The 22,788-nt window shown below is 65.1% G+C and carries 22 protein-coding genes; 7 read left to right on the forward strand and 15 right to left on the reverse strand.

Going from position 1 to position 22,788, the window contains the following annotated elements:
* Positions 1 to 171: 171 nt before the first annotated feature.
* The 3 genes from B8W69_RS03440 to B8W69_RS03450 are packed head-to-tail and all read left to right on the forward strand — an operon-like array spanning position 172 to position 4,227.
* Positions 172 to 1,356, forward strand: coding sequence for an amidohydrolase family protein (locus B8W69_RS03440; RefSeq protein WP_085288596.1), 1,185 nt, complete (start codon positions 172 to 174; stop codon positions 1,354 to 1,356).
* A 1-nt stretch (position 1,357) separates the two neighbouring features.
* Positions 1,358 to 2,602, forward strand: a complete 1,245-nt coding sequence (locus B8W69_RS03445; protein WP_085288597.1) for a cytochrome P450 — start codon at positions 1,358 to 1,360, stop codon at positions 2,600 to 2,602.
* Entirely contained in the window at positions 2,602 to 4,227 is a 1,626-nt protein-coding gene (locus B8W69_RS03450; RefSeq protein ID WP_085288598.1) for a class I adenylate-forming enzyme family protein, read from the forward strand. Before B8W69_RS03445 ends, B8W69_RS03450 begins: the two co-directional genes overlap by 1 nt.
* 688 nt (positions 4,228 to 4,915) lie before the next feature.
* Here the strand turns inward: B8W69_RS03450 and B8W69_RS03460 are convergent.
* From B8W69_RS03460 to B8W69_RS03505, 10 genes are all read right to left on the reverse strand, one after another.
* Positions 4,916 to 5,428: a Dps family protein gene (locus B8W69_RS03460; RefSeq protein WP_044059204.1), complete on the reverse strand. Its 513-nt coding sequence runs from the start codon at positions 5,426 to 5,428 to the stop codon at positions 4,916 to 4,918.
* A gap of 179 nt (positions 5,429 to 5,607) precedes the next feature.
* Positions 5,608 to 6,102 carry a MarR family winged helix-turn-helix transcriptional regulator gene (locus tag B8W69_RS03465; protein ID WP_014379492.1) on the reverse strand — a complete coding sequence of 165 codons (495 nt, stop codon included), beginning with the start codon at positions 6,100 to 6,102 and terminating at the stop codon, positions 5,608 to 5,610.
* A gap of 318 nt (positions 6,103 to 6,420) precedes the next feature.
* Positions 6,421 to 7,260 (reverse strand): enoyl-CoA hydratase, encoded by an 840-nt coding sequence (locus B8W69_RS03470; RefSeq protein ID WP_085288599.1) that lies wholly within the window; start codon positions 7,258 to 7,260, stop codon positions 6,421 to 6,423.
* Positions 7,232 to 7,765: an acyl-CoA thioesterase domain-containing protein gene (locus B8W69_RS03475; protein ID WP_085288600.1), complete on the reverse strand. Its 534-nt coding sequence runs from the start codon at positions 7,763 to 7,765 to the stop codon at positions 7,232 to 7,234. The genes B8W69_RS03470 and B8W69_RS03475 overlap by 29 nt, the downstream gene beginning before the upstream one ends.
* Positions 7,762 to 9,408 (reverse strand): AMP-binding protein, encoded by a 1,647-nt coding sequence (locus tag B8W69_RS03480; RefSeq protein ID WP_085288601.1) that lies wholly within the window; start codon positions 9,406 to 9,408, stop codon positions 7,762 to 7,764. The genes B8W69_RS03475 and B8W69_RS03480 overlap by 4 nt, the downstream gene beginning before the upstream one ends.
* A complete protein-coding gene (locus B8W69_RS03485) occupies positions 9,401 to 10,141 on the reverse strand; it encodes an SDR family NAD(P)-dependent oxidoreductase (protein WP_009953203.1) in 741 nt (246 codons plus the stop codon). The genes B8W69_RS03480 and B8W69_RS03485 overlap by 8 nt, the downstream gene beginning before the upstream one ends.
* Positions 10,141 to 10,953 carry an enoyl-CoA hydratase/isomerase family protein gene (locus B8W69_RS03490; RefSeq protein WP_085288602.1) on the reverse strand — a complete coding sequence of 271 codons (813 nt, stop codon included), beginning with the start codon at positions 10,951 to 10,953 and terminating at the stop codon, positions 10,141 to 10,143. The genes B8W69_RS03485 and B8W69_RS03490 overlap by 1 nt, the downstream gene beginning before the upstream one ends.
* On the reverse strand, positions 10,950 to 11,942 hold the full coding sequence (locus tag B8W69_RS03495; RefSeq protein ID WP_009953201.1) for an acyl-CoA dehydrogenase family protein: 993 nt from the start codon (positions 11,940 to 11,942) through the stop codon (positions 10,950 to 10,952). The genes B8W69_RS03490 and B8W69_RS03495 overlap by 4 nt, the downstream gene beginning before the upstream one ends.
* Complete coding sequence (locus B8W69_RS03500; protein WP_009953200.1) at positions 11,942 to 13,060, reverse strand: acyl-CoA dehydrogenase family protein; 1,119 nt, start codon at positions 13,058 to 13,060, stop codon at positions 11,942 to 11,944. Before B8W69_RS03500 ends, B8W69_RS03495 begins: the two co-directional genes overlap by 1 nt.
* A 15-nt stretch (positions 13,061 to 13,075) precedes the next feature.
* The gene (locus tag B8W69_RS03505; protein WP_036396691.1) at positions 13,076 to 14,074 is read right to left on the reverse strand and encodes a dihydrodipicolinate synthase family protein; all 999 of its coding nucleotides are present in this window, start codon (positions 14,072 to 14,074) and stop codon (positions 13,076 to 13,078) included.
* Between the two features lie 172 nt (positions 14,075 to 14,246).
* On the opposite strand from B8W69_RS03505, the gene B8W69_RS03510 reads away from it, so the two are divergent.
* Entirely contained in the window at positions 14,247 to 15,008 is a 762-nt protein-coding gene (locus tag B8W69_RS03510; RefSeq protein WP_036396688.1) for an SDR family oxidoreductase, read from the forward strand.
* A 53-nt stretch (positions 15,009 to 15,061) separates the two neighbouring features.
* The gene (locus B8W69_RS03515) at positions 15,062 to 16,273 is read left to right on the forward strand and encodes a CaiB/BaiF CoA transferase family protein (protein ID WP_014379488.1); all 1,212 of its coding nucleotides are present in this window, start codon (positions 15,062 to 15,064) and stop codon (positions 16,271 to 16,273) included.
* Between the two features lie 18 nt (positions 16,274 to 16,291).
* Here the strand turns inward: B8W69_RS03515 and B8W69_RS03520 are convergent, their stop codons facing one another.
* From B8W69_RS03520 to B8W69_RS03530, 3 genes are all read right to left on the reverse strand, one after another.
* Positions 16,292 to 16,843 carry a TetR/AcrR family transcriptional regulator gene (locus tag B8W69_RS03520; protein WP_014379487.1) on the reverse strand — a complete coding sequence of 184 codons (552 nt, stop codon included), beginning with the start codon at positions 16,841 to 16,843 and terminating at the stop codon, positions 16,292 to 16,294.
* A gap of 121 nt (positions 16,844 to 16,964) precedes the next feature.
* The gene (locus tag B8W69_RS03525) at positions 16,965 to 17,759 is read right to left on the reverse strand and encodes an alpha/beta fold hydrolase (RefSeq protein WP_085288604.1); all 795 of its coding nucleotides are present in this window, start codon (positions 17,757 to 17,759) and stop codon (positions 16,965 to 16,967) included.
* Positions 17,760 to 17,996: 237 nt separating this feature from the next.
* Positions 17,997 to 19,526: an aldehyde dehydrogenase family protein gene (locus B8W69_RS03530; protein WP_085288605.1), complete on the reverse strand. Its 1,530-nt coding sequence runs from the start codon at positions 19,524 to 19,526 to the stop codon at positions 17,997 to 17,999.
* Between the two features lie 195 nt (positions 19,527 to 19,721).
* Between B8W69_RS03530 and B8W69_RS03535 the strand changes: the two genes are divergently transcribed.
* A complete protein-coding gene (locus B8W69_RS03535; RefSeq protein WP_085288606.1) occupies positions 19,722 to 20,564 on the forward strand; it encodes a coniferyl-alcohol dehydrogenase in 843 nt (280 codons plus the stop codon).
* On the opposite strand, the gene B8W69_RS31200 is transcribed toward B8W69_RS03535, so the two are convergent.
* Positions 20,470 to 20,811, reverse strand: coding sequence for a transposase (locus B8W69_RS31200; protein ID WP_281255204.1), 342 nt, complete (start codon positions 20,809 to 20,811; stop codon positions 20,470 to 20,472). The genes B8W69_RS03535 and B8W69_RS31200 overlap by 95 nt on opposite strands.
* A gap of 37 nt (positions 20,812 to 20,848) precedes the next feature.
* On the opposite strand from B8W69_RS31200, the gene B8W69_RS03545 reads away from it, so the two are divergent.
* Positions 20,849 to 21,169, forward strand: coding sequence for an SDR family oxidoreductase (locus B8W69_RS03545; RefSeq protein ID WP_085288607.1), 321 nt, complete (start codon positions 20,849 to 20,851; stop codon positions 21,167 to 21,169).
* A gap of 367 nt (positions 21,170 to 21,536) precedes the next feature.
* On the opposite strand, the gene B8W69_RS03550 is transcribed toward B8W69_RS03545, so the two are convergent.
* Complete coding sequence (locus tag B8W69_RS03550; protein WP_165762543.1) at positions 21,537 to 22,787, reverse strand: serine hydrolase domain-containing protein; 1,251 nt, start codon at positions 22,785 to 22,787, stop codon at positions 21,537 to 21,539.
* Position 22,788 lies beyond the last annotated feature (1 nt).

Consider the following 22,788-nt stretch of genomic DNA (forward strand, 5'->3'; position numbering starts at 1 on the left):
CCGCCACAGAAGGCACGTTACCCGTAAAACAGATGGGTGCACGACGAAAAAGTAAACGTATATCCTCTTTTTACGCACTCGATGCTAGAGTCAGTCGCACATCTGATTGTCGCTATGTTAAGTAGTGGCCGTTCTACACCGCAGGTAGGGCTAGGCACGAGGAGGATTTCAATGACGTCGCGATTGGGCTATCCGGTCTTCGATGGTGATAACCACATGTACGAGACACGCGATGCACTCACCAAGTTCCTGCCGCCCGAGTACCACGGCGCGATCCGGTACGTCGAAGTAGACGGGCGCACCAAGATCGCCACCCTGGGGCAGATCAGCGACTACATTCCCAACCCGACTTTCGACAAGGTCGCCGCCCCTGGAGCCCAGGAGGACTACTTCCACAACGGCAACCCTGAAGGAAAGTCGCACCGCGAGATTCTGGGGCAAGCGATCGAGTCGACCCCGGCGTTCCGTGAGCCGGGGCCCCGTTTGGCATTGCTGGACGAACAGGGCATCGACAAATCGATGATGTACCCGACACTGGCGAGCCTGGTGGAGGAACGTTTCCGAGAGCACCCCGAGGCGACTCACACGATCATTCACGCTCTGAACCAGTGGCTGCACGAGACCTGGCAGTTCGACTACAAGGGCCGCATTTTCACCACGCCGATCATCACCTTGCCCATCGTGGACAAGGCCATCGAAGAACTGAACTGGGTGGTCGAGCGCGGTGCGCGCGCCATCCTCATCCGGCCGGCGCCGGTACCCGGGCTACACGGCCCGCGGTCATTCGCCCTCCCCGAGTTCGATCCGTTCTGGAAGCGGGTCGTCGAGACCGGCGTGCTGGTCATCATGCATGCGTCGGACAGCGGCTATTCCCGTTACGCCAACGACTGGGAGGGCTCGGGTGAGTTCCGGCCGTTCCAGCCGTCACCGTTCCGCTCCTACTACAGCCTGGCCCGAAACCCGGCCGAGGACGCGGTGGCGGCGCTGGCCTGCCACGGGCTGCTGACGCGGTTTCCCGAACTTCGGATTGGCATGGTGGAGAACGGGACCACCTGGTTGCCGCGACTGCTGGAGAACCTCAGGGACACCCGCAAGAAGATGCCTCAGCTCTACAGCGAGGATCCGGTCGAGGCCATCCAACGCTGCATTTACTTCAATCCCTTCTGGGAGGAGAACGTCGCCGAGCTCGCGAAGTTGGTGCCGATCGATCACCTGTTCTTCGGCTCGGACTACCCGCATCCCGAGGGCTTGGCCGACCCGCTGAGCTACCCCGAACGTCACCCGGAGCTGAGCGACGCCGAGATCGCCATGGTGATGGGCGGCACCCTGTCGAACATGATGCGGATAGACGCCTGAGATGTCGACTGACCACGATGCAGGATCGGTCACCAAACAGCGCGAGGATGGCTCCCCGATGGAGTTCGACCCTTACTCCGACAGTTTTTTCGACGATCCGTACGACACCTATCGCTGGATGCGCGACGAGGCGCCGGTGTACTACAGCGAGCGGTGGGATTTCTATGCCCTGACCCGGAATGAGGATGTCGTTGCCGCCCACCGCGACTGGGAGACATTCAGCAGCGCCTACGGCGTCACCCTGGACGCACTGTCGATGCGCCACAGGTTCGACGAACTCAAGATGTTGATCCTCATGGATCCCCCCGAACACGAACTGCTCCGCAAGCTGGTCCGCCAGGTCTTCACCAAGGCGGCGATCGCCAACCTGGAGCCGCTAGTGACCGACGTCGTCACCTCCTACGCCGACGCCCTCAGTGGCAGAGACGATTTCGACATCGTGGCCGACTTCGCGGCGCTGTTCCCGGTTGAAATCATCTCCTCAATGCTCGGCGTCCCCCCGGGAGAGCGCCAGCAGATCCGGCATTGGACCGACGGGTTCCTGCACCGTGAGCCGAACAACCCCTTCGCTACCGAAAGCGGCGTCGCCGACTCGATGGCGATGAACGCTTACTTCCTGGCCCTGTCCAAGGAGAAGCGCCGCCAGCCCGACGACCTGATCATTAGCAGGCTGGTTGACGCGACCTACGAGGACGAGACCGGGGTGACGCACCGGCTCACCGACGAGGACATCGCCACGTTCGCGGTGCTGATCGCGGCGGCGGGCAGCGAAACAGTCACCAAGTTAATTGGCAACGGCACCATGGCTTTTCACCACAATCCCGATCAGTGGGAGTTGGTGCTCGCCGATCCCGGCCTAGTCCCCGGCGCGATCGAGGAGATGCTGCGACTCAACCCGCCCTCGCAGTATCAGGGCCGGTTCGCCACCCGTGATGTGGTACTCGACGGCGGCACCATCCCCGCCGGATCTCCGACGCTGCTTGTTACCGGGGCTGCGACCCGCGACCCGCGGGCCTACGACCAGCCCGACGCGTTCGACATCAGGCGGGGCGGCTCCACCACCCTGGCTTTCGGATATGGCGCGCACAGCTGTCTGGGCTCTTGGTTGGCGCGGCTCGAGACTCGGGTGGCCTTGCACGCGATCCGCGAGCGCTGGCCGCGGTTCACCGTGGATACCGAAGGGTTGCGGCGGGTGACAATGTCCAACGTAGCCGGCTACTCGCATATCCCGGTGCACGTCGCCTGATGGCCGCGGCGCAGACCGCCTCGGATGTATTCCTTGGGCTGCCGGGCAGTGTCCCCGAGTTGCTGTCACGGCGGCGCGCCGAGCCTGATGGCGAGTTCCTGGTCACCGACTCCGAGCGGCTCACTTTCGCTGAGGCCGACGCGCAGTCCAGGGCACTCGCCGATGCGCTGTTGGCATCGGGCGTGGGCAAGGGAACCCGCGTCGGCATCCTGTTCCCCAACTGCGCCCAGTGGCTCATCGCCTGGTTGGCCGCGGCACGCATCGGCGCGCTCACCGTCCCGTTGTCGACCTTTGCCCCGGGCGCCGAACTCGCTCGGCTGTTGCGCCACACCGACACCCAGGTGCTATTGATGGGCCGGTCGATCGCCGGCCACGATCTCGTTGCCCGAGTAGCCGATGCGTTACCGGGCTTGGCCGACGGTGAAGGGGCGATCGCGCTCGAGGCTGTCCCCTATCTGCGGCGGGTGCACGTGTGGCCCGACTGTGACCGAGCCTGGGCAACCCCGTGGCCTGGTAACGCGGCTCCGGTCGCGCCCTTGACCGGCTCCGTCGAGCAAGAGGTTGGGCCTGCCGATGAGCTCGTGCTGGTGACGACGTCTGGGACCACGGCGCTACCGAAGTCCGTCGCACACACCCACGGCAGCCTGGTGCGCCACGCGGCCATCCTGGCCCGCCACCGCGGGGTCACCGCCGCCGACCGTATCTACTCCCCAATGCCGTTCTTCTGGGTGGGCGGACTGACCATGGTGGTGTTGCAGGCGCTGTCCACCGGAGCCGCGATCCTGGCTCAAGACGTGTTCGACGCAGGCGCCACGCTTGCCCTGCTGGAACGGGAGCGAGCCACCTTCATCTCCTGCTGGGCACAAGCCAGCCAGGCCATGGCCGACCACCCCGATTTCGCCAAGCGCGACCTGTCCACCGTCCGGGGCGGCACCATGCTGCAGGCGCTCCCGCCCGACCGTCGACCCAGCGAACCCGAGCTGACCCCAAACCTGCTCGGCATGACCGAGACCGGCGGCCCGCACACCATGGTCGAGGTGCCCGACACCCCGCTTCCCCCGGAACGGCGCGGTTCCTTCGGAATCCCGTTGCCCGGGGTTGTGCAGCACCGGATCGTTGATACCGCGGGTCTTCCAGTGCCGCAGGGTCAGGAGGGCCAGATCCAGGTGCGCGGCCAGATCCTGATGAACGCGATCTACAAACAGGAACGCCACGAGGTGTTCACCGCCGACGGCTGGTATGACACCGGGGACCGCGGCTGGTTCGACGACGCCGGGCATCTGCACTTCACCGGTCGCGCCAGCGCCCTGATCAAAACGGCCGGATCCAATGTCTCACCGGCAGAGGTCGAATCGGTTCTGGACGCCATGCCCGGCGTGCTGCACAGCTTCGTGGTCGCCCTGCCTCACCCCGTCCGTGGCGAAGTCGTCGGAGCCGCCGTCGTGCCGGCGCACGGCGCCCAGCTGTCCATCGATGCCGTCACAGCGCACGCCCGCGCCAACCTCTCCGGGTTCAAGGTGCCGACCGTGATCGCGGTCCTTGCCGAGAGCGAGTTACCGATGCTGCCCACCGGCAAGCTCGACCGCCAGGGCCTTGTCGGGCTGTTGGGCGGTGGGTCAGTTTGATAGTCGGTTTCGCGGGCGACCACCCCTGGCAGCCCCGGCGGATTCTGCCAACCGGCCAGCAAGCGACCAGCGGGCGGTTACCCATCTATAGCTGGATGCGTGTGGGCATGCGTTCCATCTATGCCGCTGCGGCGGTCGGCATAGCCATCGCCGTCCTGCTCACCGCCCTGGTTGTGCTGATAGGGGCGTCGTCTGCGCACGCTGACACTGGCATTAATGGTTACGTTCAATGCCTAGGAGGCGACGCGAAGCCCCCACCGCCGGGGGTAAGTGTAGAAGATTGGTTTCCCAGCATTCATGTGATCGCAACGGATCTCAATTCGGGCGTTCCCCCGGACGAAATAGCTCTGAGGTTGGTGGATATGGGAGTCAAGCCGAACGATGCCGCTAGGCGGGTTCAGTGTTTTGTAGCCAACCAACCGCAAGGAGAAGGGCATTGACGCCGTCAAGAGTGCCGCTATCGACGCCGAGTTCGTCGACCTGACAGAAGCCCGTTCGACACGCCCCAGCCGGCGTCGATCGACCAAGCCCGCCAGCCTGCCAACGACACCTGGCGGTGGCGGGCACTCGCTACCGGATAATGCGTTGTGGCTCTTAGGTCCAGCGCTTCTGTGACTTCCCTGAAGCAACCCGCCCGGGCGCCACTCCGATTTCTGGTCCAGTTGACGCCAGGCTCGGCACGTCGAGTTTAAAGCTTGCGGTTTTCGGACTTGATCATCCAGGCGAGCTTCTCCAGTGAGTCGACGATCTCGTGAAGCAGATCGCTCGTGCTGGGGTCGTCGGCGTCGACTGCGTCGTGCACGTTACGGATGGTGTCGACGGTAGCGTACGTCCGTGCGGTCACCAGATCGACGACCTCGCCGGTGGCGACCTCGTTGGCCGGGAACTGCGGCAGGCTCGTCGTCGCCGCGACCGTGTCGGACCGTCCGTCTGGAACGGCGTCGAGGGCCCGCATCCGCTCGGCGATGGTGTCGCTGGCCTCACGAGCGGCGTCAACGAGCTCGTCGAGCTGCAGGTGCAGGTCGCGGAAGTTTGAGCCAATGACGTTCCAATGCGCTTGCTTACCTTGGAGGTTCAGCTCAATGAGGTCAACGAGCACGCGTTGCAGATTGACGGCCAGCGTTGGGGACGCCGTGAAGTTCCGGATGTCGTCGTCGAAACGACGGTTGCCACGCCTTTCGGCCACGGGGGCTGCGGTCATAGTTGACCCTCCTTCTAGGTTACTTTGCTTGCGCTAGCAAGTTTATGCTTGCTAGCGCAAACAAACAAGGTCGATGACGGAGGCGATCGGTGGCATCGCTCACAGACGACGAAGCGGGCGCGGCGTGGAAGCAGGCCGGACGCAGCGGCCCGGCCAGCAGTCTCGACTCCGACGATCATTCAGGTCGAGATGTATCGCCCCACCGGGGTGTCTGGTGATGGTTGACCGGGAACTCCGTGAGGGTCTCCGCTAGCGGCGGCCGCGATGCGTTCGAAGGCATCGCCGATGGCTTTGAGGTCCACTCCGTCGAGGTGGTCGAATAGGTGGCGGCGCAGGCTGACAACGTGGGTGGGGACGGCTTGCTCCAATCGGCTTAGTCCGGCCTCGGTAAGTACTGCGTTACAAGCGCGCGCATCCCGGGATGACTGCTCACGGCGAACCAACCCCTCGGCCTCCATCCGCCCGACGGTACGGCTGATCGCGCTCAACGACTGCTGGCATTGCCGAGCCAGTTCGCTGAGCCCTAACGTACGGTCGGAAGCCTCGGACAAAAACATCAACGCGACGAATTCGGCGTGCGACATGCGATGCTCGCGCTGCAGGTCAGCATCGAGTTGCTTCATCATGGTCACAAAACCGGGGTGCAGCGCGCGAATCACCTTGATTTCACCCACGCTAAGCGCGGTCACCTTGTCGGCCTTCGTACTTCGTGCTCGCTTCCCGCCCGTCTTAACAGCTGCCATGAGTCCAACATACGTATTATCTGTTCGCGCGAACAAGTAAAGCGTATTTGCTTCGACCAGGCCCGGCTGGTTACGGTCGGCGTGCCGACTCCGGGCCCGCCTAGACGACGCACGCGTCAGCCGGCGGCCGATCCTGGCAGCAGGATGGCGACCAATCCGTCGGCATGAGCCCGAATCCACTTGGGGCTGTGGGATCCTGCCCGGTGAGAAGGCGAACTTCGGGCGCACTGACGTACGACTGACATCGGCTCACTTGCTGCGGCCCGCGGCCTTCATCCGTTCCAGGTCGGCCATCACGACGGTCTGCCCGTTAGTCGCGGCCAGCGCCCGGGTGTGGCCGAGATGATGCATGTCAAAACATGAGGCGATCGCCGTCGAGAAGCCCATGGTGTCCATAGTCTGATTGACCGCCCGCTTGGCCAGTCGCAGGGCCCACGGATCGGTCTGAGCGACGCGATGAGCGAGATCCATTGTGGCGGAACGCAAGTCCTCCAGCGGTACGACGTGGTTGACCATCCCGCAGCGCAGCGCCTCTTCGGCCGTCACCGAACCGGCGGTGAACAGCATTTCCTTGGCTTTGCGGGGACCGAGTTCCCAAGTGTGAGCGTGGTATTCGACGCCCATGATGCCCAGCAGACCGACCGGGTCGGAGAACTGCGCGTTATCCGCGGCGACGATGAGATCGCACGGCCAGCAGAGCATCAATCCGGCCGCAATGCACTTGCCCTGCACCGCGGCGATGGAGGGCTTGGGGATGTCGCGCCAGCGCGTCGCGTACTCGAGGTAGCCGCGGGTCTCCCAGTCGTAGTAGGTGTCCGCGAGCAGCTTGCCGTCGGTGCGCTGCGGACTCAGGTTGCGCCCATCGGCGGATGGATCGGTGCCCGACATGTCGTGCCCGGCGGAGAAGTGCTTACCGGTGGTCTGGAAAACGATGACCCGAACCTCGGGTTCCCCGTCGGCACGCCGCCAAGCTTCGTCGAGATCCTTGAGGATTCCCGGGGTTTGGGCATTGGCGGCCTCGGGGCGGTCCAGGGTGATCACCGCGACCCGGTCATCGACCTCATAGCGGACGAAGTGTTGAGCTGTCATGGCTGCATTCCTTTCGGTGGGGTCCGCACGACGCTTTCCTGCGCGAACGATGCGACATGAGTTCCGGATTCGGTGTAGACGTCTCCGGTGCCGAAGCCGCGGCCACCAGCCAATCGCACGCCATGGATCTGCCCCGCAGCCACCGCGCGACGTCCAACGGTTGGTGAAACCAGACCGAATGGGTCACGACACCGGTTTGGACGCTGACGTCGGCATCGCGCTGGCTGGCCCACGCCACCGCACGCCGATGGCCCAATGACCGACCGTCGTGGGTTTGTTCGAGGTCCAGGTGCAACGGGCCGGCGGCGCGTCCGGCGCGCGGGAACGCGATCTGCAGTGACTTCACCGCTTTGGCCGATCCCGGTGGTGCGGCGGCAACGATGAGCTGTGCCATAGTTTGTCCGCCGAAGATCCGCTCTGCGCTCGGATCCGGCACCGGCAACACGGTGCGGCCCTCGATGCCGTCGCAGAGGGTGAGCATGGCGCGAAATTGATCGAGATTCATCCCAGCCTTTCCTCGGTGCTCGTGGTTGCGATCAGCTCGAACTTCTTGACCTTCCCCGAAGAGGTCGTCGGCAAGGCGTCGACGAAATGCCAAGCGACGGGGGTCTTTTGGCGGGCCAGTCCGGTGGCGTGCAGATAACGGCACAGGTCTTCGGCTGTCACCTGGCCTGGGTGGTCGAACACGACGAACGCCACGGGCACTTCGCCGAACCTTGCGTCGGGTCCGGGTACCACGGCGGCGTGGCGCACCGCCGGGTGTTTGACGAGCAGGTCTTCGATGTCGCGGGCCGAGAACTTCTCGCCGCCGCGGTTGATCACGTCTTTGACCCGCCCGGTGATGGTGACGAAGCCGGCGCCGTCGACGAGACCGACATCCCCGGTGCTGAACCATCCCGCGTCGTCGAGGGCCGCCCGGTTGGCGTCAGGATCGAGGTAGCCGAGCATCTGCTCGGGCCCGCGCACCAGCAGTTCGCCCGGGCAGCCTGCGGCCAGCGGCTCGCCGTCCGTCCCGACGACCCGGACCTGCACCCCCGGGGCGATCGCGCCGTCGGTCCCCGCGCGCAGGTCGAACGGATACGCGCGGTTCATCACCGTCACGGTCGGAAGTTCGGTCATGCCGTACACCCGGGCGGCCGGAATCCCCTGCTCTTCACTGTGTTCCATGACCGCGCGCGGCACCGCCGCCCCGCCGCAGGCGAAAATCCGCAGCGGCAGGTGCACGCGGGCGGCGCGAGCGGCGTCGGTCAATTCCTGCAGGAAAACCGTTGCCCCGGCCGAATACGTCACCCGGTGGCGCATGATGTCGGCCACCGCGACGTCAGGTTCCCAACGGTCGGCCAGCACCGCGGAGGCGCCGACCAGCAACGGGATGGTCATTGCGTTGAGCACGCCGGTGATGTGCTGCAGCGGGGCGGCCATGTAGGCGACGTCCTCCCAGGACAGGCCCCACGCATCAACGAGCTGGCGGGTTTCGGCCAGCAACGTGCGCGACGAGTGCACCGCGGCCTTAGCACCCGACGTCGTGCCCGAAGTGAAGAGGATCAGGCACGGATCATCGGGTCCGACCGTGGCGGATTTCTGGCGGCGCCCGTGCGAGACGACCGCGTCGAACGGCGCCCAGCCCGGCCGGGTCCCCCGCAGCACGATGCGGGCAACGTCGCCGAGACCGGTTGCCGCAAGGAGGTCGTCGAACGCGTCGGCGTGGGCGAATCCACGAAACGCCTCGGCGGTCACCACAGCGGCCGGCCGCACCTGCTCGATGACCTGGCGCAGCTCGTGTTCCCGGTAGAACGGGGCGACCGGGCAGCTCACCGCCCCGGCATGCCAGACCGCCAGGCCCAGCACGTGAGCTTCCCACCAGTTCGGCGTCTGCCAGCAGACGACGTCGCCAGACCCGATGCCCGCCCCGGTCAGCCACGCGGCAGCACGTTCCACCACCTCGAGCAGCTCCTGGTAAGTCAGCTGATGGCCGCCTTCGGCGAGGGCCGGCTGTGAGCCCCACTGACGGGCGGCGCGGACGACCGACGCAGAAATCGTCTGGTCGCTGATGTAGCCGAAGCGGCGGTATTCGGCGAGGCGGCCCGGGGCCACCGGCGGCGCCACGATGTCACTCGCGGTGAGTCGAGTTCGGTTCACCTTATCCACCCATGCTCATTCCGCCGTCGACGGTCAGGACGGCGCCGGTGACATAGGAGGCGAGGTCGTCGAGCAGAAACGCGACGGCGTGCGCCAGCTCCTCGGGACGGCCCCAGCGCCCGACCGGGATCATCGACGTCACCGCATCCCGGTCGGTGTATGCCAGCTCGGCCGACAGATCGGTGTCGAAGCTGCCGGGTATCACGCAATTCACGGTGATGCCCTTGCGCGCGACCGCCCGAGCACACGATCTGGTCAGCCCGACGATGCCGCCCTTGGCAGCGCCGTAGGCGATCTGCACCGGGCTGCCCAGCAGTGCCGTGACCGAGCCGATGTTGACCACTCGCCCGAAACGCTGCTGGGTCATGTGCGCCAGCGCGGCCTGGCTGAGGAAAAACGCCGCAGACAGGTTGACCGCGAGCTGGCGTTGCCAGTCCTCGGAGCTGACCTCGCTGAGCCGTTGCTCGTTGACCATCCCGGCGTTGTTGACCAAGTAGTCCAGCCGGCCGTGCTGCTCGAGAACGTCGGCAACCAGCCGCTGGCAGCATGTCGGCTCCCCGACATCGGCCTGATGCAGACTCACCGTGGCCCCGCACCGCGAAGCCTCCTCGCGCACGGCGTGTGCGGCGACGTCGTCGCGGGCGTACGCCGCGGCCACCGCGACACCGGCATGCGTCAGCCGGTCGGTGATGGCACGACCTATCCCCCGGGTGCCGCCCGTGACCAATGCGACGCGAGCCATTACGGGATCCTCGCGTTCTTGGCTGCCGCGCGTGCGCTCAGCCGCTCGAGCAGCACGCGATGCTCCTCGGTGTCAAAGCACTCGCTTTCCGCGCGGGCGCAATGTGGCAGTAACGCGGCAACCCGGTCGATGTGGAAATTCAGCAGCTGGCGCGTCTGCCGGACGGCCTGCGGCGGGAGCGCGGCGAGGCGATCGGCCAGCCGCAACGCCTCCTGCAGCACGTCGGTTGCGGGTACCGCCCGGTTCGCCAGCCCCAGGCGATGTGCTTCGGCGCCGCTGACCCGGTCGCCCAGGAGCAGATGTTCCTTGGCGGCGGACAGGCTCGTGAGCAACGGCCACAGCAGCAACCCGCCGGCGCCGTCGAGCAGCCCTAGCGAAACCCGCGGATCACTGAGGAAGGAGTCTTCGGCCATCACGACCAGGTCGCACAGCAGCGCCACCGTGACGCCGGCACCGACTGCAGCGCCGTTGACGGCGGCGACGGTGGGAAACGGCAGGCGCGTCATTGCCCAGAACAGCTCTTGGTGGGCGGCGAGCACGGTGTCGCGCAGAGAGCGGTCATCGCGCATGGCACGGATGGTCTTGAAGTCCCCGCCGGCGCTGAATGCGCTGCCCTCGCCGGTCAGCACCATCGCGCGCACGTCTGAGTCATCACGCAGCGCTAGGACGGCCCCGAGCAGTGCATCGGTGATCTCGGCGTCCAGGGCGTTGGCCTTTTCCGGCCGGGACAACGTCACGCACGCCACCGACCCGAGACGGTCGACGATGACGGCCGGATGTGTTTCCGTGCACGACGGATCGCCGCCGCTCACAGCTCTACCAACCGGGGAATCGTCCCGGCCGAAATCAAACGGGCACCGATCACCGAGGGCAGTTCGCTGGCCGAGCCCAGCACCGAATCCAGCACCAGCGCACGGGCCAAGAAGCGGTGGAAGGGATGCTCGGCAGTGAAGCCGATGCCGGCCAGGACTTGCTGGCACTGGGTGGCGGCGATGCGGGCCGCACGCCCCGCCAACGACTTCGCCAGCAGACCCGCTAAAACGGCATCATCGGCATCCCAGGCCGACGCGAGGGCCGCGGCGGCGCCCGCACGAGCGACGTGTGCGTCGGCCAGCCGGGTGCTTACCGCCTGAAAGGAGCCGATAGGCCGGCCGAATTGCACTCTGCTGCAGGCGTGGTCGACGGCAAGGTCGATCATCCGCCCGACCGCCCCGATGATCTGGTAGCCCAGCGCCACCCGGCCTGCCGTCGCCACTGCATCCCAGGCTGCAACGGCCTGTTTCCCAGCCAGGACCACCTCGGACAGCACGTCAACGCCGCTGACTTCGATCATCTGCAATGCCGGATCAAGACCATCGATCCGCCGCGTCGAGACCCCCGACGACTCCTGCAGGTCAATCCAGACCAGCTCACCGCGGATCGCGATCGGCGCCAGATACCTCAACACCGGCCGCGCTCCGATGACCAGGCCGCGCACCGCCAGCAGTTCGCCGTCAGCCGCGCCGACCAGATCGGCGCCGATGCCGGGTAGGACAACGTTGTATGCCGTCGCCGCGGCCGGCAGATGTTCGGCCAACGGTCGCAGCAGCACATCCTGCAGCGACGTCGACATCGATCCGGCGCCACCGAGCGCGGTGAACAGCGCCGACACCGCATCCCGGGGCGCCTCGGCGAGCAAGTCGGCGAACCCGAACGCATCGAGTGCCTGCGCAAGCTCGGTCCCGTCGAGTTCCTCCGCCAGTCCACGGATGGTCGTCGCCATCAGTTCCCGCTCGGCGGCATCGATGGTGTGAGGCCGCATCACGCGCTTCTCGGCAATCCGAGCAGCCGCGTAGCCACGATATCTTTCTGTATTTCACTGGTGCCCCCGTAGATGGTGGCAGCGCGCGAGTACGCCCACTCGCGGCGCCACGCCCGGCTACGCGCGGTGTCATCGGTTTCCATCTCGCCGCGCAGGAGCTCGCGCGCCGCGTCGAACACGGCCTGATCAGCGGCAGCGATCATGATCTTGTCCACCGAGGCTTCCGGTCCTGGCATATCACCCGCAGCGATGCGGTCCTGTGTGTTCTTCGAGGTGGCGCGAAAAGCCCACAACAGCTGGTAGGCCTCGCCAAGGGTCGACGTGGACTCACCGTCGGGTGTGGCGTCAAGGAGCAGACCGAGGTGGTGGGAGAGCCAGGCGCCGCGCTGCCAGAAAATCGGGCCGCGTTCACAGGACAAAATGAACTGTGCGACCCGCCAGCCGGCGTCGAGCTCACCGAGCAGACGCTGCGCGGGGACTTCGACGTCGACGAACGACGTCGAGCAGAATTCGTCGACACCGGCCATCGTCTCCAGCGGGCTCGCGGTCACGCCCGGTGTGTCCATATCCACCAGAAAAGCGCTGATACCCCGAGACCCGGCGCCACCGGTCCTGGCCAACACAATGCACCGCGTGGCGTGATGAGCCCAGCTGGTCCACAGCTTCTCGCCGTTGATGATCCAGCCGGCACCGCTCGTGCGCGCGGTGGTCCGCATCGATCCCAGGTCGCTGCCCGCGTCGGGCTCGGAGAACCCCTGACACCAGAATTCGTCGCCCCGCAATAGCCGCGGGAAGATCTCCTCGACCAGGTCGGGCCGGCCGAACTCGGCCACCGCCGGCCCGAGCACTTCGTGCATCGACCAGGACGTGGTGTGCACCAGCGCTCGGCTGGTGAGCTCCTCGCCCAGGACGGCGCGCAGCATCGGCGAGCCCCCCAGGCCACCGATCCGGGTCGGCCAGCCCCAGCGCATCCAGCCGGCGTCGAACAGCAGTCGCTGCACTTGACGTTGGTGGTGCAGCTGGGCGTCAACACTTTGGTCTTCGATCGCGGGGACCAACGGCTCTCCGACCTCGTCGATCCAGGCCCGCACGCCGGCGCGAAATTCGCGCACCTCCACTGCAGCTCTCCGTTCTCAGGACTCGATGAACCCAGAGGCGACATAGGCCTCACGGATCGGCTGCCTCAGGTCGTCGGGGAACGCGGTTTGCGGCGGCCGGGCAGGGTGGTCACCGACGGGGAGGCCGAGCAACGAAGCGCCGAATTTGAACCCGGCTCCCCAATGCGTGAACATTCCGGGGCGGGCGGGATGGGACTGATAGCGGCGGCTCGCCTCGCGCATGGCGGTCAGACCGGTCTCGGCCGCGAAGGTATCGGCACGCTCGAAATCGCCTAGCATCAGCAGTGCGCGCCACTCGCTGAACAGCAGTGCACCCGGCTTCTCGTAGAGGTAGAGCGCCGAACCCAGCGCTCCGGGGTGGGGTATCCCTAACCGGATCCCGGCCTCATCGGCCGCTTCCCACAACACCATCTCCGGGGCCAGCTTGTGAATCGCAAGGCTGTGCTCCGCATCGAGCAGCCCGTTCTTCAGTCCGCAGAGAGCGGGGATCTCACGGTAGAGCTCGACACATTCCTCGGGGGTTAACACCAGCCCTGTCGAGTGAGAGTTGAAAAAGCCCAGCGGCATATCGGTGCGATCAGCGACATAGCGCAGATATTCGAGCACCCCGGGCTTCCCCGAGCACTCGAAATACGGCGTCAGGATGTAGCAGATGTCGGCGCCCAGCTCTTGGGCGTTCAGCGTGAGCTCGACGGCCTGCTTGGCAGTGTCGGTACTCGACATCACCTGCACCAGCGCGCCGGGTTTGACCCGTCGAGCCTCCTCGATCGCGACCCGGACTACTTCTTTGAGTTCGTCGGTGGTCAGTGACCAGAATTCGGCGATACCGCCGGTCAGCCAAATACCGTCCTGGTCCAGGTCGACCAGGCAATGCCGCACCAGCGCGCGCAGTGCCCCGTAGTCGATTTCGTCGCCGTCGAGACCGCAGAACGGAGTGTAGAGCGAGCTGCAATTGCCCCACAGGTGCTCCGACGCCCAGTCCTTCGCCTCTTTGCCGGTGACACCTGTGACCACAACCGACTCCTTCTGCATTTTGCCGGACGCGAGTTCCGGGCCAGGTGATGACTATCACGTACGCGTCATGGTAGAACCATATGTGCATTGCATGCAAGGAACAAGTGCATGCTCGATGCACCCTGATCCGCGTATTTCGATAGCGCGGCAACCGGCCAGCATGAGGAGCGTGATGTCGCAGAGCATGGAGGGCCGAGTCGCCGTGATTGCCGGCTCATCGATGGGCGTCGGCCGGGCCACCGCCATTCGCCTCGCGCAGGACGGCGCGACGGTCGTGCTGCTGGCCCGCCGTAAATTGCTGCTCGACGAGGTCGTCGAGATAATCGGGCCCAGTGCCGTTCCGATCGTCACCGACATCACCAACAGCCACGATGTGCAGGCCGCCTTCGAACAGATCGCGACGCAGTTCGGCCGTATCGACGTCCTGATCAATTCCGCGGGTGCCAGCCGGATCCGGCTGATCGAAGAAGCCAGCGACGAAGATATCGCCGTGACCGTCAACACCAACCTGGTGGCACCCATCTACACGACGCGTTCTGCCATTCCGCTACTGCGCGCGGCCGGCGGCGGCGACATCATGAACATCTCCTCGGAGATCACGCTCGACGACATGCCGATGATGACCCTTTACGCCGCCACCAAACGTGGCCTCAACGGTTTCACTGGAGCCATGAGCAAGGAGCTACGCCGAGACGGCATCCGGGTGACCCTGGTCGTACTCGGCGCGGTCGGAGATACCGGAATCCACGAGAACTTCGGGCCGGGCGACCTCGAAAAGGCCTGGCCGCTGTGGGAAGCCGACGGCTACCTCACCCGGATGAGTGGTACCCACCTCCTCACCTCGGCCATCGTCGCCGACGTGTTGCACGACGTCATCACCAGGCCCCGCGAAGTGATGATGGACGTGATCCACGTCCGTCCGGCCAGCAGCTGAGCCCCTCCCCAGGATGAAGCCGAAACCGCAAAGGAGACAAAGTGATTCGACCGATGGACGGCGTCCGGGTACTGGAGGTGGCACAGTTCACCTTCGTCCCGTCCGCGGGTGCGGTCTTGGCCGACTGGGGTGCCGACGTCATCAAGGTCGAGCACGCAGAAAAGGGTGATGCCCAGCGCGGCCTGAGCGCCGTGATGGGCATGGCGGTCGGCAGCGGGTCGTTCGCACCCTTGATGGAACACCCTAATCGGGGCAAGCGCAGCATCGGCCTCGCGCTGGAGCAGCCCCAAGCGCTGCAGGTCCTGCACGAGCTGATCCGCACCAGTGACGTGTTCTTGACGAACTTCCTGCCCGCCGCGCGACGGCGGCTGGGCATCGAACTCGACGATGTCCGCAAGATCAACCCGGACATCATCTACGTCCGCGGATCCGGTTTCGGCGCCAACGGCCCTGACAGCGAGAAGGGCGGCTACGACAGCACCGCCTTCTGGGCTCGGGCCGGTGGCGCGGTGGGGGCCGCGCCTGCAGAGTTCGATGGCATTCCCAAGATGCCTGCCGGTGCCTACGGTGATTCGTTGGGCGGAATGACCATCGCCGGAGGCATCGCCGCGGCGCTCCTAGCGCGCGAACGCACCGGCGAAACGTCGGTTGTCGACGTCTCACTGCTGGGCGTGGGTGCCTGGGCCAGCGCTCTCTCCGTAGGTTTGGCGCTTCTCGAGGGCGGCCCACCGGCGCCCCGCGCACCCGGCAACACGGCGCCGACGAACCCGCTGGTGGGCAACTACCGAACCGCCGACAACCGTTGGCTCGTGCTGGCCATGCTCCAACCCGGGCGCTATTGGCCCGAGTTCTGTCGGCACATCGACCGCGAGGACCTCATCCATGACGAGCGATTCGCTAGCACCGAGGCACTCATGGGCAATACGCTGGTAGCGGCCGAGATCGTGCAAGAGGTGCTCGCCGCGCGGCCGCTGGCCGAGTGGGTCTCCCGGTTCGCCGGCATGGAAGGCCAGTGGGCCATCGCGCAGGATCCGTGGGAAGTGGGCCAGGACCCGGCGTTGCGAGCCAACGGAATGATCGCCGAAGTACTCGACATCGACGGCGCTCCGCGGGAACTGGTCGCCAACCCGGTGCAGTTCGACGAGAAGCCCGTACAGCTCAAGCGGGCGCCGCAATTCGCCGAGCACACCGATGACATTCTGCGGGCGCTCGGCAAGTCGGACGACGAACTGATCGACCTCAAGGTCAGTGGCGCGGTCACCTGAGAAGTGCCGCCTCGGCTGTTAGGTTGCCGCGCGGAGGATGGCCGCCGAGCAGAAAGCCCACAGGTCATCGACACTGGTTGTCCGCCCACCGGACAACACCGCGGAGTGCGACGTCGCCAGCAGGAGCTCCTGAAGTAGCGCGGCCTGGGTGGCTAACGGCACGTCATCGCGGAGCAAGCCTGCATCGGCAACTTCTTCGAGCAACTCAACTATGAAGGAGTGCAAGGGTTCCAGGGCGTAAGCGAGGTCGTTGGGGCGGGACTCGGCCAGCCGCAGGTGCAGGACACTGAGCCCACGCGCCAGCCGGGCCGGCATCGCGGTGATTTCAGACAGTGCCTCCATCAAGGCCCGCACCCGCTGCACGGGATCCGTGATGCCGTCGCACCGCTCGCGGATCATCGGCATCGCCGTGGTCCGCAGGATCGTCTCGTACACCGCCAACAGCAGGCTGTCTTTGCCATCGAAAAAGGTGTAGAAAGTCCGCTGCGACATGCTGGATTTGTCAACGACGTCCTGGATGGTGAAGTCGCTTTCGTCTCGCTCCCCCAGGAGCTGTATCGCCGCCGACACGAAGCGATCGCTACGTGCCTGGGCTCGCGCGCGGGCGTTGCGCAGCGAGCGATCGACACTGTCCCGCTGCCAACTCGGTACGGGCGCCTCCGCCGGCTGGTGATTTTTCTTTGCCTTCACCTCAGTTGACCGCGCCATGACGCTCCGCTCTCTCAAGGTCGACTTCGGCCAGGAAGTCGCCGATAACTCCCCTGACCGTATCTGGGCACTTCTGGTGAGCGGAATGCGCCGCGCCCGCTATCTCGACAAACCGGGCCCGCGGATTGACTTGCGCGAATCGCCGACCCTGCTGCTGACGCGTGAGTTCGTCCCGATCCCCTGCCATCAATAGAATCGGGCACGCGACGCCGGCCAACGTCTCCTCGCTCAATTCGGGCCAAGACACGCTGTCCTCGTGTAGCGCGGTGACCAGGTCGCGCCAGTGCTCGGGCCCGTGCACGGCCTCATGCAGGCGTCGTAGCGCGAACGGCCACGTGCGGTGCAGATGCTCCAGCCGAGGAGCGCGGTAGTCGCTGGGGCGTCCCGTCCCGGGAGAAATGAGGATCAAGGATCGGGCCGTTCCCGGGTTCTCCAATTCCAGCGTCAGCGCAATCTCCGCGCCATAGGAGAAACCCACGATGTGCGGGCGTCCCAGGTCCAAATACTCGATGAGATACCGCAGGTCGGAGCGGACTGCGGTCCCCGTCGTAGCCGTCGATCGGAATTCCGATCGGCCATGGCCGCGTAGATCGGGCAGGATGCACCGGTACCCCGGCCCCAGGGCCGCGGCCAGGCCAGCCCACTCGAACTCGCCCGTGGCGGTCGCGCCGTGGACGAACAAGATCGGCTGAGGTCCGTCGCCGACCACCGCATAGGCCAACGTCAACCCATCGTGTTGATAGGTGAAGGGACGAGGCGCTCCCACCTGCCCAGTCATGCACGGCCCTCAACAACCTGCTTCTCGCTCAATGGCAGACCACAGGTCCGTTTGGCGACAGATGACCCCCGTTGAGCCTCCACTTGTCTCCCCTAAACGCCCTCGGTTTGCCCGAGCAAATGCTTGCATTACGCCCATACAGTTCTACCAATAAGAAACGATAATATGCTCTCGAACGAGGTTAACATGCTAAAGCGTAGGCAGCCTGCCTATCGGGCCGGTCACTGTCTTTGCAACTCAACTCCATGCGATGGATTTGAGCTCGGTGAACTCCTCGATTCCGTGGTGGCCCCACTCCCGGCCGACGCCGCTCTGCTTGAATCCGCCGAAGACACCGGTGATGCCCACCCCGTTGGGTTGATCGGCCGACCAGCCAGGACCGGAGCTGCCCAGCGCCTCGGCGTTGACGGTGCGAGACCCCACCGTCTGCACCGAGACGTTTCCTGCCCGGATCTGACGGGCTACGTTGAAGCCGCGTGCGGTGTTACCGGCGATCACGCCGCCACCCAGTCCGTAAATCGAATCATTGGCGATGTGAATTGCTTCGTCTTCGGTCTTGTAGGTGATTGCGGTGAGGACCGGGCCGAAAATCTCCTCCTGCGCAATCCGCATGTCGTTGCGGGCGTTGATGAAAAGCGTCGGCTCGTAGAAGAACCCCTTGGCCAGGTGCGCGGGCCGCTTGCCGCCGAAGACCAGCTCGGCTCCCTCATCGAGACCGGCCTGCACGTACGCCTCGACTCGGGCTCGCTGCTGTTCTCGGATCAACGGACCGATCAGCGTCTCAGGCTCCCGGGGATCGCCGACCTTGAGCGACGCCGCCGACTTCCTGGCTCCCTCGACGTACGCGTCGAGCAGGTGCTCGGGGAGCAGCATCCTGGTCTGGATGGCACAGCCCTGCCCGGCGTGAATCATCGAGCTGATGATGCCCATGTTGGCTACATGGTCTTCGGGGACGTCGTCCAAGACAATGCACGCACTTTTGCCGCCGAGCTCGAGCTGCAGGCGCTTGACCGTAGGGGCTGCGGCCGCCATGATCGCCCGCCCGGTGGCGGTCGAGCCGGTGAAAGTGACCATGTCCACCAGGGGGTGGGTGGTCATCTCCGCGCCGGCCTCCGGGCCACCCGCGATGACGTTGAGCACGCCCGGCGGAAGGTCGGCATCCTGGGCCGCTTTGGCGATTTCGAAGGCGTCCAGGGGCGTCCACTGGTGCGGTTTGAGCACCACGGTGCAGCCGGCCGCCAAAGCTGGCAGGACCTTCACGATGTTGAGGAAGAACGGGAAGTTGAACGGAGTGATCGCGGCCACCACACCAACCGGCTCCCGGACGACCGCGTGTCCCGCCATCCCGGTTGGACCCCCGGCCGGCGCAGACACTTCGGTCCAACACACCGCGAGTTCCATCGCCTCGGCAATCCACTCGGCGATGTCGATGGTGCCGCGCACCTGGATGATGTCGGCGAGGAAGCCGACCGACCCTGACTCGGCCATCACCAGCGTCTTGAGGAAATCGTGACGCTCATCAAGGATTGCGGCGAATCGGCGTAGCGCGGCTGCGCGTTCCCGCGGCGACTTCCGTGGCCAAGGCCCGTCGTCGAACGCCCGGCGGGCGGCTGCGATCGCCGCGTGGGTGGCTTTGAGGCCCGCTTCCGGGACCGAGCCGATGGCCTCCTCGGTGGCCGGGTCTATGACTTCGATGACCCCGACCGTGTCGTCGGCCGTCCAAGCGCCGTCGATGAACATGTTGTCGTAATCCCAGCGGTCGCTCACCGCGCATTACCTCCAACTCTGAAGAATTTGACGCCCACTGCATCGTCCAGTCGGGCCTACTGCCGCAGAAGTGCCGATGTCAGAAGACGCTAGCAGCGTATCCCTAAATGGAGAATATTATGTTCCTATCACTGCACCTATCATATCCGTCTATCGTTAGTCATCATCTTCGCGGTCAACTTGGTTGGAGGAAACATGGAAGATGTACTGGGATATGCGGGGCGCCATGTGGTGGTTACCGGCGCCGCGTCGGGCATGGGCGCCGCGACGGCAACGATCTTGACCAAGCTGGGGGCACGGGTCACCGCGCTAGACGTGCGGCCTACCGAAGCGTCGGTCGACCGGACGCTCGAGGTGGACTTGCGTGATCGCACATCGATCGAGCGGGCAGCCGAGTCCATCGACGGGCCGGTCCATGGTTATTTCGGCTGCGCTGGCCTGCCTGGGCCGCCGTTCTCTGGCCTGGACGTGTTGCTGGTCAACTTCGTCGGAGCCCGGCACCTGGTGGACCTGGTCGTGCCCAAGATTCCTGCCGGCGGTGCGATGGCGGTGGTCGCTTCCAACGCCGCCATGGGGTGGCAACAGGAGCTGGAGCAACTGATGGAACTGGTGTCCACCGACGGCTTCGATGAGGGCAAACAGTGGTGCGAGGCCAATGACGAGATGGGAGCCGTCGGTGCATACCCATTTTCAAAGAAGGCGATCAACGCCTGGGTGGCGTCCCGGGCCGCCACGCTGATCACCGATGGCATCCGGCTCAACTGCATCAACCCCGGCCCCACCGACACCGCGATGCTGCCCCATTTCGTGGAATTCGCAGGGCAGAACATCATTGACGCCTTCGTCGGGCCGATCCGTCGGCGCTCCACCGCCGAGGAACAGGCGTGGCCTCTGATCTTCCTTAACAGCCCCCGATCGAGCTACATCAACGGCGAAGCATTGGTTACCGATGGCGGATTCTTCGGCGCGGTGCAGTCCGGTCAACTCGACCTCGGCAACATGTTCGACACCCCAGATACCAGCGCCACCGGAGCTTGACGGTTACTCGAGCCTTCCCCGGAGCGCAGCGCCGCAGGTGGCCTTGACGAAGCCTGTCCACCACAATCGTGCCCTGGGCCGGCGAGGTCACCACCACGCGCAGCGACCACACCGTGCGATTCCCGGTACGTGACAGGCGATGTCGCTGTTTGCTCGATGACCACACGGGTCGTGGTGCGGTGCCGTTGAGTCGAGCGAAGGCGTCTATGGAGCGGAACCGATGCACCTGGGCGGTCTCGCCGAGAATCTTGGCGGCGGTCTAGTGTGCGCAGGTCCTCACCCTCCTGCAGGCTGCGCCACTTGCCAAGCGGGGCATACGAATCAACAGTGTGTGCCCAGGGCTGATCGACACCCCCTTGATCGCCGATTTCAAAACATCCATGGGAGCTTCGATCCTTGATTGGATGACCAGCCAAAGCGGCGGCCGAAAAGCCGCCCCCGGCGAAGTGGCTGATGCGCTCGCATTTTTGGGTTCCGACGCCGCTAGTTACATCAACGGGACCAATCTGCTCATCGACAATGGGTTCTCAGCGGCCATCACGACCAACCAGATCGACTACTCGAGCATGCCGGCTGTCGACGCGCTGACCAACTCCTCGGTTTAACCGGGTTGCACACATCCGGCGCCGTGCTGGCAGTTCCGTCGGGCTGGCGGGCGCTCACTATGGCGTCCGGGCAGACGAACAACTCCCGGAATGCCGCGACTCTTGCCTGCTGTCAAGATTCAGCGAGGATTGACAGGAATCACCAAAGGGAGAAGTCGTCGGAGAACCGAGAGGTGTACACCGCATCAACCTAAGTGTCGAGATGCAGCGAAGATTGACAAGGCACGCCTGGCTACTTTGACAAAACTTCGGCGTGTCGCGGGGGCTTGCTAATCTTCGCTGAATGACCGCAGGTCGGTTGGCCGAGGTCGGCGTCAATCCGGGCTACCGAGGGAGTCGATTTGTCGAGCGTCCTTGGCCTGGACTGTCACGAATCTGCGTCGGGCTCTACCAACGCTCCGTAGATGATGGACCGCGCTATCCCGCGGATATCGGGAACCGGGTAGGGCCGCCCGGTCGTGGCATTGCCTGCGTCGACCTGCTGGACCATGCCGACGACGATGACGTCGTTGCGCGGGTCGACCCAGAACCAGGTGCCATGCACCCCGCCCCAGTAATAGCTGCCCGCCCCGATCGCGCCGCCGTTGAAATCGGCGTGCGCGGGGTCGAGCACGATGCCGACCCCCATGCCGTAGCCGACACCGGCGAACGGTTGCAGGAAACGCATCGGCACGCCGTCGGGCAGTAAGTTGCTGGTCATCAGCGTCACCGATGAGGGCGCCAGTATCCTTGTGCGGTCCAGTATCCCGCGATTGGCCAGCAGCTGCGCAAAGCGCAGGTAGTCCTGCGCCGTTGAGTACAACCCGGCAATTGAGAGCAAGTACTTCGGCTTTTCCCCAGCCGGAGTGCCGGCCAGTACGGGGAATGGAGACTGATCGGCGGCGAGCCCGAGCTTCAGGTTCTCGTCCAGGGCGTACCGGGGTGGGATGCGGTCGCGTTGGTCGTGCGGGACGCCAAAGCCGGTGTCGGTCATGCTCAATGGGGCGAAGATTCTCTGTTCGAGAAAAACGTCGAGTGATTGGCCGGAGATCCGTTGGATGATGACGCCCTGCACCTCTTGTTGCAGCCCGTAACGGAAGAGGGTGCCGGGCTGTGCTTCCAGCGGCAATCTTGCGATCTTGGCGATGAAGTCTTCGTTGGTGCCCGTGAAAAGTCCGGCAGCCAGGTACATCTCGTCCAATTTTGGGTTGGTGCTGCCCATCGGGACGAGGAACGCGAAGCCCGCGCAGGTGGCCATGAGGTGACGCATTGTCATGGGTCGGTCGAGCGGCACCAACGAACCATGCTGCAGCACTTGCAGATCGGCGAATTCGGGGATGAATTTGGTGACGGGATCGTCGAGTTGCCACTTGCCCTCTTCGTAGAGAATCATCATGGCGACGGCGATGATTGGTTTAGTCATCGACGCGATGCGGAAGATCGCGTCGTCACGAAGGGGCCTACCGGTTTCGAGCGACTGGTAGCCATAGCTCCCGGACTTCGCGAGCTTGCCGTGGCGGGCGACCGTGACGCTGATGCCGGCGTAGTGGCCGGCGTTGATTTCGGCGCGCATTGCGTCGTCGAGCCGGTCGAGGCGCTCGGGCGAGAAGCCCAGTGACGCTGGCGAAGCCGTCGGCAAC

Origin of the sequence: Mycolicibacterium vulneris (assembly GCF_002104765.1) — a bacterium.
Taxonomy (GTDB): Bacteria; Actinomycetota; Actinomycetes; order Mycobacteriales; family Mycobacteriaceae; genus Mycobacterium; species Mycobacterium vulneris.

Excerpts from the sequence above, each read along its gene's own strand:
- B8W69_RS03440 (WP_085288596.1), top strand. The coding sequence starts at position 172 with ATGACGTCGCGATTGGGCTATCCGGTCTTCGATGGTGATAACCACATG.
- B8W69_RS03445 (WP_085288597.1), top strand. The coding sequence starts at position 1,358 with ATGTCGACTGACCACGATGCAGGATCGGTCACCAAACAGCGCGAGGAT.
- B8W69_RS03450 (WP_085288598.1), top strand. The coding sequence starts at position 2,602 with ATGGCCGCGGCGCAGACCGCCTCGGATGTATTCCTTGGGCTGCCGGGC.
- B8W69_RS03460 (WP_044059204.1), bottom strand. The coding sequence starts at position 5,428 with ATGACCGCAGCCCCCGTGGCCGAAAGGCGTGGCAACCGTCGTTTCGAC.
- B8W69_RS03470 (WP_085288599.1), bottom strand. The coding sequence starts at position 7,260 with ATGACAGCTCAACACTTCGTCCGCTATGAGGTCGATGACCGGGTCGCG.
- B8W69_RS03475 (WP_085288600.1), bottom strand. The coding sequence starts at position 7,765 with ATGAATCTCGATCAATTTCGCGCCATGCTCACCCTCTGCGACGGCATC.
- B8W69_RS03485 (WP_009953203.1), bottom strand. The coding sequence starts at position 10,141 with ATGGCTCGCGTCGCATTGGTCACGGGCGGCACCCGGGGGATAGGTCGT.
- B8W69_RS03495 (WP_009953201.1), bottom strand. The coding sequence starts at position 11,942 with ATGCGGCCTCACACCATCGATGCCGCCGAGCGGGAACTGATGGCGACG.
- B8W69_RS03510 (WP_036396688.1), top strand. The coding sequence starts at position 14,247 with ATGTCGCAGAGCATGGAGGGCCGAGTCGCCGTGATTGCCGGCTCATCG.
- B8W69_RS03515 (WP_014379488.1), top strand. The coding sequence starts at position 15,062 with ATGGACGGCGTCCGGGTACTGGAGGTGGCACAGTTCACCTTCGTCCCG.
- B8W69_RS03525 (WP_085288604.1), bottom strand. The coding sequence starts at position 17,759 with ATGACTGGGCAGGTGGGAGCGCCTCGTCCCTTCACCTATCAACACGAT.
- B8W69_RS03535 (WP_085288606.1), top strand. The coding sequence starts at position 19,722 with ATGGAAGATGTACTGGGATATGCGGGGCGCCATGTGGTGGTTACCGGC.